Origin of the sequence: Gardnerella sp. DNF00571G (assembly GCF_049262695.1) — a bacterium.
Lineage (GTDB): Bacteria > Actinomycetota > Actinomycetes > Actinomycetales > Bifidobacteriaceae > Bifidobacterium > Bifidobacterium piotii.
Genome location: NZ_CP058396.1, coordinates 497,033 through 508,386 on the forward strand (window position 1 = coordinate 497,033; position 11,354 = coordinate 508,386).

Sequence of the window (11,354 nt, forward strand, 5' to 3'; positions counted from 1 at the left end):
TTTGATTCGACTGCTGACATAAGCATAAATTAAATATGGAGGCCGCTACGAGCAAGGAGTAGAAGAATATGGTAACGGTCAATAAAAAATCTGCCGCAGTAATTGCAGGAATCGTGTTGTTATTAATGCAAAGCCCAATGCCAGCGTGGGCGCAAGATGCTGTAAGTAGTGAAGTAACACAAGCATCTGATTCTGATTTCAAGCCACTTGGACAATTAGATTTTGGTGGTTCCAGTCAACCTCCTGCTACGAAGGAAGATTTACTTGCTAGTCGTAAACAGTATAAAGAAAATCTTAAAAAGAATAATGAAGATTTAAAGAAAGCAGAATCTGAGTATAACAAGCTTAAAGAATTAGTAAATAATGCAATAGAAGAATCAGGTCAACGAACAACACAAATAGATGAAATAGATAAAGAAATAGATGCTTTAGACGGAAAAGATGATTATGAGTCTGTACAAAAGTTTAATAGACTAATTCAAGAAAAAGAAAAGCTTGACCTTCAGCGTAGGACCATAGAAAGAACTCTTAAAGAAGATACTGAGAAATTAAAAGTCGAAGAGAAGAAAAAAGAAGAATATGGTCGATATGTTAAAAATACAGAAGGTCAAATTTCAAGTGTAAATGAACAACTAAAATTACTTGGTGTAAATATTGATGAACTTGATTCAGAAGAAAATAAGGTTCAAGAAGAAACAATGAAGCCGGATTCTTCTGCACCAGCTCCACGTACAGAGTCAGATACTACAGTTGATGCACCAAATGACTCTGCTAAGTCGAAGGAAGAAGTTGAGAAGTCCATTCCAGAAGCAAAATCTCCAGAGACTAAAGTTACTGAAGAAAGAGCTGCACAAGAAAAAGATTCTGTGCAGACTCAGCCGAAGGATTCTAAAGTTGATTCGCGGTCTTCAGGTAATAAATTTGCATCTTCTGAATATAGATCTTCGCAAGTAGAATCATTAGAATCTAAGAAATCTAAAGCTAATAGTGTTGAAGCTGAATCGGCTCCTTCTTCATCTGTAGCATCACATCCAGAAGAATCCTCTGTAGAACATGAAACTCCAGCTGCTGAGTCACAAGTTATTCCACAGAATGCTGCATCCAAGGAAACTCATGCAGCTTCTGTTGAAAACTCACAAAATGCACCTGCTGTTTCTGCTGCACCATCTGCTGCGCAGCCAGCATCTAAGCCAGCATCTAAGCCAGCAGAAGCAGAAGCAAATAACGCTTCTAGTAGCGAAAAAGTCGATGCTAAAAATAATGAAGAAGATAAAAAAGACGAAAATACAGAAAATGAAGATGTAAAAGAAGATTCCAAAGCTGTTGAAGAAGCCGATAAGTTATCTGAAGCTAAAAGCAATAACGCAAAAGCGCCATCGAACAACAATAATCTTGTAGTTGCTGGCGCTGTTGTAGGCACAATGGCAATCGGCGGTTCTGCAGCTGCAGGTATTTATATGAGTCGCGGTGGCAAAATTCGTTTTTCTAAATAAAACTTAGGATTGTGCATAATCAAATACAGATAGTCAAAATGTTTTAATGCGCATATAAAAGCACTGCGAATATAAATAGCACAAATAATATAAATAAAATTAAAATGCGGTTGCAATTTGATTGTTCAATTAAGAATTGATTAATTTGTAGCCGCATTATTTTTATATAAAAGATTTATTGTCTATAAGAACATTCGCATTATTTTTATAAAAATGATTAAACAAGACCATTTTCGTAAGCAAACACAACAGCTTGGACTCTGTCTCTTGCGTTGATTTTTCCTAAAATATGAGCAACATGCGTTTTGACTGTTGGCAAGCTAATAAACAGTTTATTAGCAATCTCTTGGTTGGATAGTCCGTGAGCAATCTCTACAAGAACTTCGCGCTCGCGATCTGTTAAGTCGTTTAAGCAAGAATTGTAAGCGTTTGCGTTTTGCTCGTTTTTAGTCGCAATCTCTTCTTTTGCTTTTTCTTCATCGTTAGGCTTAGAGATCATTGACTCAATCAAACGCTTTGTAGCAGTTGGAGCAATAATTGCGTTTCCTTGATACACAGTTCGTATTGAATTAAGCAATGTTTCTGGCTCTGTATCTTTAAGCAAAAATCCCGATGCGCCCGTATGAATCGCAGCCATAACATATTCGTCTAAATCAAAAGTCGTTAAAATAATAATGCGCGTATTGCTACTAGCATCTTCTTGCAAGATTTTGCGCGTAGCTTCCAAACCGTCCATTTTAGGCATGCGCACGTCCATCAAAATAACGTCTGGATGCTCTTTTGACGCAACTTCTACAATTTCATTTCCATTCGCTGCTTGCGCAACAACTTGCATATCTTTTTGCGAGTTGATTACCATAGCAAATCCTGCGCGCACAAGCTCTTGATCGTCTGCGATTGCGACTCGAATTACTCCATTGTTTTCCATATTTTCCATGTTTTCCATACTATCAATTTATTCGTGCTTGTTGGCAAGTCTGTGTTGAATTTGTTCATCAAGCGAAGGAGCGGGACGAACCGCAATCTCAGTTACATTTGCACCATTATTTGATGAATTAACACTTGAACCTGTTTCTCGCAAAATTCCGAGTAGTTTTCGCATGTACCTAAGTGCTGAGCGACCTTCATCTCCAATGTTTTTAAAAGCTTTACTAATTGCTTCAATTTGCTCTTGCTCTAGTTCTTGTTCTTGCTTTAGTTTTGTTGACTTTAGGTTTTCTGAATTGCTATTTGATTTTTCGTATTTATTTAGCATATCGATTCCACTGTTTGCAGCATCAATTACTTTATGCAATGTAACTGCAACTTTTTGCTGAATATTTGCGCTAATGCGCTGCCTTTCGGCATTTGCTGCAAGTACTTCTAGCTGTTTTTGCTCTTGCTCGAGTTCTGTTCTGCGTGTTTTTAGAATCAGCAAATTATTATCATCGTTTCTGCGGTAATAAGCAAATGCAATGGCAGTAAAACAAATTAATGCAACTATAAAACCAAAAACTAATCCTACGGACGCCATTTGCATAATGTCATAAAAATTGGTTGTGTACGCATTAGATGCAAAAAATCGTATTGGAGTTTCATTTTGTGGAATATTTTTTGATGCAACACCAATTTTTACAGCAAAAATAGCAGATTCGGCGAGCACTACTGCGCTAACCCATTGCCATGCGTGCTTTTTGCCATAGAGCACAGCCGCATAAACAATGGTTGGTATAAAGAAATTAGCAAATAAAATATTAGGCAAGCATATAAGTTGTATTGCAGAAAATGCTGCTGCAACAATTGCGCATGTTGTTGGAGCTTTTCTACGAAACATAAATGGAATCATAGTAGTAAGCGTAAGTATTCTATAAAGTATTTGTAATGAAAGCGAGCTTGAATACCCAGAAGTCATTCCAGTTCCAACAGTAAAATCGTAAGTTGGTATAAAAAGCATTAGAACAGTCCAAGGCGATGCATAAATAACATCGCCAATAAGCCAATGTTGTTCAAACCATTGTGATACTTTTTCAATCCTATTTTGTGAATTATTTGCTTCTGGCAAAACTTTTGATGAGGTTTTATCGCTTGTATTTGCTGGTTTTTCTTGCGTTGATAATGGATTATTAACTTTTACGTTTTTATAACTAACATTAGGAATACTATTTAGTGCAGAAGCAGTAGTGTTTGACTGGTCTGCGCTGTAGGAATATGGAATAAAAGCAACAATACTAAACGTTCCATCGTTTAGTTTTCCATAATCAAGTGTGCCGTGAAGATTTTCAATGCGCTCTTCCATGCCAATCAAACCATAACCGTTTTTATGTGTTGCACTGCTATTTTGCGCCTGATTTGCTTCGATTTTGCGTATCTCATTTGTGATTTTTAGCGTTAAGCCTTGTTCGTTCCACTGTTCGTGAATGTTTATTTTAATGCCGTTTCCTGCGTGCTTTCGAATATTAGTAAGAGATTCTTGAACAACGCGGTATGCAACGGTTTGTGCATCTTTGTTGAGTTTATTAGAAGAATTTATGCCATCAACAGTGTGCCAAAAAATGTTATTAGGAGATGCAATTTTTGCTTGCTCAATAAGCGAAGGTATGTGATTAAAATCCAATTGAGCGGATGGAGCGTCTGTTAAAGCTTCTAGCAGTCGACGCATGTCGTGAACGGCGCGCTCTGCTTCGTTTTTAATAATATGCATTGTTTTTTTAGCAAGCGAAATATCTTTGGTTGCTGCATAACGACCACCATCTGCTTGAACAATAATAATAGAAAGCGTGTGAGCAACAATATCGTGCATATCCCTAGCGATTCTTGCACGCTCTGCAGTAATAGCAATATGCTGAGCTTTCTTTCGGTACGCGCGAATAGCGTTATTGTTCTCTTGTAAAAGTTGAATAGTGTGTACGTGAGTGCGCTGCCAGTAGCCAATAATAACCGTAATTGTAGTAATAATAATCGCAAAAATTATATTAGGAATTGCAAAATCAAGTATAATTGAAACGCAGTTTTTAATGTTACTACTATTTATATTTTTTACGCTACAAGAATAACTAGCTTTTAAATGATTGATGCCATATATTGGCCCCATTACAATATTCCACGATATTGCTGCGCAAGATAATACTGTTGTTACGTAAGCTGCAATAACAAAAGCTTTTGAATGCTCTGGATTTCCGCGAGCAATAGCATTAACAAGCAGCACAAAACCAAAGAAATCAGCAAAAAGTTGAGCTGGACCAAATATTACTTGCACAATGCATGCAACAATAAAAATAACAGCTGTGTGTTCGGGCCATAGTTTTCGTAGTGAAAGTAATGATGCAACAACAATATTTATAAGATAGGCTGTAATTAGCGAACTTTGCGTCAAGAATCCGTCAACATTGCTTATAGTATACCGATTGCTTGAAAGCATAAAAAGAATAAGCGGAATAATGCCCCACAATATATCGTTTAGCGTAAGCTCAGTGCGTAAGCGTTGTATAGCTCTGTTAAACGTGTGAGATATTTTCATAATTACTAGGCTAGTACACGGCACTTTATAGAACAATCGAACTTTAGTATGATTTATATAAGAGTGCGAGTTTGCGTATGTGATTTGTTGTTGCAATGTAGCATGCGAGTGCAGAAAGGAATGTTTACAATGGCACTGCTAGCAAAGTATTACGTACCAGGATTGTATGTAGAAGAGCGCGCAATCGATGTTCCTTTAGATTGGGAGCAAAACACTCCAGGCGATTCTATTAAAGGGGAGACGATTCGCCTATTTTGCAGAGTTATTTGTGCTCCAGAACATGTGCATGACGATTTGCCTTTGCTAGTGTTTTTGCAAGGAGGTCCAGGCGGCCAGTGCCCTCGTCCGCTTTCGCCGTCTAGCGATGGTTGGATTCAAGAGGCAATTAAGCATTTTCGTGTTGTTCTTCCAGACCAGCGTGGTGTTGGGCGCTCTTCTAGGGTAGATGCTTCTACGATTAAGCGCATGGCAGACGACGGCGTGAGCGTAGAGCGGCAAGCATGGTACTTAAAGCGATTCTTAGCAGATTCTATTATTCGCGATTTTGAGCATTTGCGCTTAACTGAGTTTAATGCAAAGCCGTGGGTTTCTTTGGGTCAAAGCTATGGTGGATTCTTAACGCTTACGTATTTGTCTCTTTTCCCACAGGGCTTACTTGCAAGCTTTACAACGGGCGGCATTCCTCATGTTCCTGCAAATGCGCGTGAAGTCTATGAGCATACTTTTCCTCGTATGGCGCGTAAAACTGAGCAATTCTATGAGCGCTACCCGCAAGATGTTGCGCGCGCTGCTGCTATTGCAGATAGGATTTCTCAAGGAGATGTTTTCTTACCTAATGGCGAAAAGCTAACCGTTGAGCGATTCCAAACTCTTGGATCATCTTTTGGCATGAAGCCAAGTTTTGAAAGAGTTCATTGGTTGATTGACTCCGCATTTTCGGATGGAGATGGATCTCTTAAGGCATTTAAGCATGGCGGTGGAACAGCAGACGGCTATTTAAGCGATGAGTTTCTTTACGGTGTTATGGATGCAACATCTTCTAGTCCGCTATATTGGCCGCTGCAAGAATTTATTTATGCTGATGGTGAATTAGAGCACCCGATTTTGTGGGCGGCTCAGCAGGTTAGGGAAACAATGCCAGAGTTTTCTGGTAGCGCACGTCCGCTTCTTTTTACGGGCGAAGCTATGTTTCCTTGGATGTTTGATCAAGAAAAAGCTTTGCAACCATTCTTGCCAGCAGTTGACTGCTTAATGAGCGACAAGCAGTTTGGCAAGATTTACGATTTAGATCAGCTTGCAAATAACGAAGTTCCTTTGCAAGCAGCGGTTTACTTCGACGACATGTACGTTGATTCTGGTCTTCAGTTAGATACGCTTTCGCGTATTGCAAACTCCCATTATTGGACAACAAACGAGTTTGAGCACGATGGTGTTCATGGCGACTTTGTGTTCCGTCATTTGCTAGAAGAGGCAAAGAATCGTGGAGATTTGGAGTCTATTTATAAGTGATATAAGTGATATAAGTGATAAGTAATATAAGCGGTAAGTAACTTTGATTAAAGTACCTAACAAATGATTAGATATACAAGTTATATATACAAATGATTAGATGCTTAATAAAAAGTTAGTGTTTATTTAGTGTTCGTTTTAGTGTTTAGATATTAAGGGGATTTGTTAATGAGTTCTAACTCAATTGGAACCGTTGGATTTATTGGTTTTGGAAACATGGCTCAAGCAATTGCTCAAGGTTTGATTCGCGCTAATGTTTTACAAGGTAGAGATATGGTTGCATGCGCGGCGCACTTTGAAAAACTTGTTAATAATGCAAGCAAATTTGGCGTAAAAGCGTTAAAAAGTGCGTGTGAAGTTTGCGATTCTAGCAATGTTTTAATTTTGGCTGTAAAACCAAATCAAATAGAAGAAGTTTTGCAACCTATTGCAAAAACTATTGTAGAAAGAAAAATCGCAATTATTTCCGTTGCAGCAGGCTGGACTCTTAAGCGTTACCAGAATCTACTTGGCAAAGATGCTAATGTGCAATGCATTATTCCAAATACGCCAATCGCAGTTTGCCAAGGAGTCACTCTAGCAGAAAGCGAAAATACACTAACGGATAGTCAACTAGAAGCTTTTAATGCTATTTTTAATCCGATTTCTTTAGTCGAGCGAGTAGATAGCGAGCACATGAATATTGCAATGTGTGTTTCTAGCTGCGCTCCAGCTTTTACTGCTATGTACATGGAAGCTTTAGCAGATGCTGGCGTAAAGTATGGTCTAAAGCGAGATTGCGCATATCGTTTGGCTGCAAAGATGATTGAGGGAGTAGGCGCGTTGTATATGGATACGCGTGTTCACCCAGGCGCTATGAAAGACGCAGTATGCTCTCCTGGTGGCACTACGATTCGAGGTGTTGCAAAGCTAGAATCGTGTGGTTTTAGGGGAGATGTTATTAGCGCGGTGGACGCAATTCAACAAAAATAAAACAGTACGAGTATAGTAGTGTAGTCACTTCCGCTAGCTGGTCTAAAGTAGGTAATATGTCTTTAACAATTGGAATCGTAGGTTTGCCTAACGTTGGTAAATCAACTATGTTTAATGCGCTAACACGAAATAACGTTTTAGCGGAAAATTATCCGTTTGCAACAATCGAGCCAAATACTGGTATTGTGCCTTTGCCAGACAAACGTTTGCCTGTTTTAGCAAAGCTTGTTAAAACCGAGAAAATCGTTCCAGCAACCGTTACATTTGTTGATATTGCAGGAATCGTTAAGGGTGCTAGCGAAGGCGAAGGCTTGGGAAACAAGTTCCTTGCTAATATTCGCGAGGCGGATGCCATTTGCGAAGTCGTTCGTGCATTTAACGATGATGATATTGTGCACGTTAATGGCAAGGTGGATCCTGCAGACGATATTGACACAATCAACACGGAGCTTATTCTTGCAGATTTGCAAACAATCGAGAATGCTTTGCCAAAGTTAGAGAAAGATTTGCGTGGCAAAAAAGTTACTCAAGAATACGTTGGCGCAGTGAACAAGGCTAAAGAAATTCTTGAATCTGGAAAGACGATTGATCAGGCTCATAACGAGAAGTTGATTAATAAAGACGACGTTTACGATTTGCACTTGCTTACCGCTAAGCCTTTTATTTATGTGTTTAATGTTGACGATTCGGAGCTTTCGGATGATTCTTTGAAGTCTAAGCTAGCAGCATCTGTAGCTCCTGCAAAGGCGATTTTCCTTAACGCGCAATTTGAGTCGGAGCTTACTGAGCTTGATGAAGAAGATGCTCGAGAAATGCTTGCAGATGCAGGATTACAAGAATCTGGATTGGATCAGCTTGCGCGCGTTGGCTTTGATATTTTAGGGCTTCAAACCTATTTGACGGCTGGCGTTAAAGAAGTTCACGCATGGCAAATTCATAAAGGTTGGACTGCTCCGCAAGCTGCAGGCGTTATTCACACTGATTTTGAGCGTGGATTTATTAAAGCAGAAGTTGTTTCTTACAATGATTTTGTTGAAGCTCAAGGCTCTATGGCAAAAATCAAGGAAGAAGGAAAGCTTCGTCTTGAAGGCCGCGATTACGTTATGCAAGACGGAGACATTGTTGAATTTAAGTTTAATGTGTGATTAGTTAGACAATAATCATATAAATAATCAAATAACGTGTAATTTGGCGCTGCTTAGGCACTATAGTGTAGTATCGAAGTAGCGCCTTTTATTTTGTTTACTTATGGAGATTGTATGAATATATTTTATGCTTTCAAAAGCATGTTAAAGTCGCTTATTGCGCGATTAGTGAAATATGTTATTAGCTTAAAATCTCCAAAAAATCGCAAAATTTTCTACAAGCGTGCGCTCGCTTTTCTAATTGTTTTGGTCTTCTTTAGTTTTGTTGGATTCCAAGTATCGCATGTTGTTCAAGAAGCAAATAAGCGTATTTTTGTAAATCTTAAAGCACAATATTTTAAGTCAAACAAGCTTGATTCCGCTTTAAGTAATGTAAAAAGTAAAAAAGGCGATAATTTTGGCGCAAAGTCGAAAGCAAAAAAGACGCCATTAGAGCATAATGATAAGTCTAATGCTCAAAATCAAAATGCGAATGCAATTGATTTTTCTAACTTATGGAAGATTTCTACAGGCGGTCAATATCCAAATCTTTCTGGACTAGATGCAAATCATTTGCAAATAAATGTAGACCTTAAAAAACAACGTGTTTATATTTATGCGAATAATAATCTTGTTTATACAATGATTGTTAGCTCTGGAATGAATAACTCCACGCCTAAAGGCGATTTTAGAATAGGTCGTAGGGGATATCACTTTTACAATAGAACAGAAGGAATGGGTGGAGACTATTGGGTCGGTTTTATAGGAGCAAAGTATTTGTTCCACTCTGTTCCAACCCGTGCTAATTTTGGCGATTATATTGTAGAAGAAGCGCAAAAACTTGGGTCCCCTGCATCGCACGGATGTGTGCGACTAAGTGTTCCAGATGCTAATTGGTTCTATGCGAATATTCCAGACGGAACAGCAGTGCATATTGAATAATCTGTTTTAGAGTTATGTGAAGCATTTACGTAAGTAAGAAATATAAAAAAATCAGGAGATTTCAAAATTCAATCCCCTGATTTTTTTGTTTGCGCTTTAATTGCGTTTGCTTTAGCTGCGTTTGTTTTATCTTCTCTTGTTTATTAGAAGAACAAAACGCTAGCTGCACAGGCCAATGCTGTTAGAAGTATAGATGCCAGGAAGCTTGCTAAGAATGCTGCTTTTCCTTGCTTAAATATAACTCTAAAGTTTACGTTGATTCCAAGAGCAGCCATAGCCATTCCAAGGAAGACGTATCCTGCATCTACAAGGAGTGATGCGTAAGACGAAACAAAAGGCACGTACGTACCAATAACGGATGCTGCAATAAATCCAAGCATAAACCATGGGAAGTTGATTTTGCGCTTTCCGTTATCTTCTACTTGGCTGTGGCGAGCATTCCACCAAATTGCAATAAAGATTGATGTAGGAACAAGCATAAGAACTCGTGTAAGCTTCATGATTGTTGCAACGTCAATGCTTCCAAAAGCTCCGCCCGCTGCAACAGCGTGTGCGATTTCGTGAAGCGATGCGCCAGATGCAATTCCAAGTTGCTGTTTAGTCATTCCAAAATGAGGAAGAATAAAGATTTCTGCCAAAGCGTAGATTGTGCCCATTATTGCAACTGTTGCAACAGCCATAACTTCGTTTTGTTCTTTTTCGTCCTCTTCTTGTGGAAGCACTGGCATAGATCCCGAAAGTCCCATAACAGCTGCAGCTCCGCAAATGCTTGTGCCTCCTGCGGTTAGCATTGCAAGTTGAGGGCTTACTTTAAGAAGTTTTGCAATATTATATGTAACGCAAACCATAACAGCAACGAGTACAGCTGCGATTGGCAAGCACTTTAATCCTTGAGTAAATAGAACGTGCAAATTTAGCTTAAAACCAAGCAAAATAATGCCAAGTCGAAGTAGCTTATTTGCGATTAGGCCAGCAGATGATTTAACGCCTGCTCGTCTAGAATCATTGTTCAACTTGTATACGTGCAAAGGCAGCTGCAGAGCCATACCAATAAGCAACGCAATAATAAGAGCTCCCAAAAGGCTTAGGCCTGGGAACTGCTTGAGCCAGCTGCCGATTAAGGAAGCTAGAAGTGTAAGCACAGCTATAAGAGCCATGTTTGTTGTGCAGATTTTCTTTTTCCATGTATCAAAGAAATTAACCATTTAGCCAATTATTCTCTCATAATCGGACAAAAACGAACAAAAAATCAAAAATATTTACACATTTTCTAGCGTTTTGTTGTAATGGCAAGCGACACGCCTATATAAAAATCACATAATAAAACATATTCGATAAAAATCTATCGTAGTTTTGTATTAGTTTCATTTACATTGTGATTAATTAAATCTTGTTGAAAAAAATCATAATTGTGTAATCATTATATGTAGTTAAAGAGGTAATTATGTGCAATATTAATATTCAAATTAAACGCATTTATGAATCATCTGATGAACATGATGGCTTTCGGGTATTAGTAGATAGATTGTGGCCTAGAGGAATAAGTAAAGAAAAGGCAAATCTTGATTTGTGGTGTAAAGATATTGCTCCATCAAGTGATTTGCGAAAATGGTTTAGTCATAAGTCTGAGCGCTTCAAGGAATTTTCTAATCGTTATATTGAAGAGCTAGACGAGAATCAAGATTGTGTAAACCAAATCGTAGATATATGTAGAAAAAGTAAAAAAGTAACGTTTTTATATGGAGCGAAAGATCCGCGTATAAATCATGCAACTGTATTAAAAGATTACATTCAAAATGTTTTGCAAAATTAAGATTG

The 11,354-nt window shown here is 38.4% G+C and carries 9 protein-coding genes; 6 read left to right on the forward strand and 3 right to left on the reverse strand.

Annotation, left to right across the window (positions count from 1 at the left end; translation table 11 throughout):
* Positions 1–68 precede the first annotated feature (68 nt).
* Positions 69–1,493, forward strand: a complete 1,425-nt coding sequence (locus HXT30_RS02135) for a conjugal transfer protein (protein ID WP_422111739.1) — start codon at positions 69–71, stop codon at positions 1,491–1,493.
* 217 nt (positions 1,494–1,710) lie between these two features.
* On the opposite strand, the gene HXT30_RS02140 is transcribed toward HXT30_RS02135, so the two are convergent.
* Together HXT30_RS02140 and HXT30_RS02145 are read right to left on the reverse strand one after the other, a co-directional pair.
* The gene (locus HXT30_RS02140; protein ID WP_422111820.1) at positions 1,711–2,430 is read right to left on the reverse strand and encodes a response regulator; all 720 of its coding nucleotides are present in this window, start codon (positions 2,428–2,430) and stop codon (positions 1,711–1,713) included.
* A gap of 18 nt (positions 2,431–2,448) precedes the next feature.
* The gene (locus HXT30_RS02145) at positions 2,449–4,989 is read right to left on the reverse strand and encodes a histidine kinase (protein ID WP_422111740.1); all 2,541 of its coding nucleotides are present in this window, start codon (positions 4,987–4,989) and stop codon (positions 2,449–2,451) included.
* A gap of 129 nt (positions 4,990–5,118) precedes the next feature.
* Between HXT30_RS02145 and HXT30_RS02150 the strand changes: the two genes are divergently transcribed.
* The 4 genes from HXT30_RS02150 to HXT30_RS02165 all read left to right on the forward strand — a co-directional run bounded on the left by HXT30_RS02150 (position 5,119) and on the right by HXT30_RS02165 (position 9,536).
* Positions 5,119–6,498: an alpha/beta fold hydrolase gene (locus HXT30_RS02150; RefSeq protein ID WP_422111741.1), complete on the forward strand. Its 1,380-nt coding sequence runs from the start codon at positions 5,119–5,121 to the stop codon at positions 6,496–6,498.
* Between the two features lie 168 nt (positions 6,499–6,666).
* On the forward strand, positions 6,667–7,470 hold the full coding sequence (gene proC / locus HXT30_RS02155) for a pyrroline-5-carboxylate reductase (protein WP_115794234.1): 804 nt from the start codon (positions 6,667–6,669) through the stop codon (positions 7,468–7,470).
* 56 nt (positions 7,471–7,526) lie between these two features.
* On the forward strand, positions 7,527–8,615 hold the full coding sequence (gene ychF / locus HXT30_RS02160) for a redox-regulated ATPase YchF (RefSeq protein ID WP_004132823.1): 1,089 nt from the start codon (positions 7,527–7,529) through the stop codon (positions 8,613–8,615).
* Between the two features lie 114 nt (positions 8,616–8,729).
* On the forward strand, positions 8,730–9,536 hold the full coding sequence (locus HXT30_RS02165; RefSeq protein ID WP_162861512.1) for a L,D-transpeptidase: 807 nt from the start codon (positions 8,730–8,732) through the stop codon (positions 9,534–9,536).
* A 143-nt stretch (positions 9,537–9,679) separates the two neighbouring features.
* Here HXT30_RS02165 and HXT30_RS02170 read toward each other — a convergent pair whose 3' ends face one another.
* Positions 9,680–10,741: a YeiH family protein gene (locus HXT30_RS02170; RefSeq protein ID WP_115761654.1), complete on the reverse strand. Its 1,062-nt coding sequence runs from the start codon at positions 10,739–10,741 to the stop codon at positions 9,680–9,682.
* A gap of 239 nt (positions 10,742–10,980) precedes the next feature.
* Here HXT30_RS02170 and HXT30_RS02175 point away from each other — a divergent pair, with 239 nt between their 5' ends.
* Entirely contained in the window at positions 10,981–11,349 is a 369-nt protein-coding gene (locus tag HXT30_RS02175; protein WP_422111742.1) for a DUF488 domain-containing protein, read from the forward strand.
* Positions 11,350–11,354 lie beyond the last annotated feature (5 nt).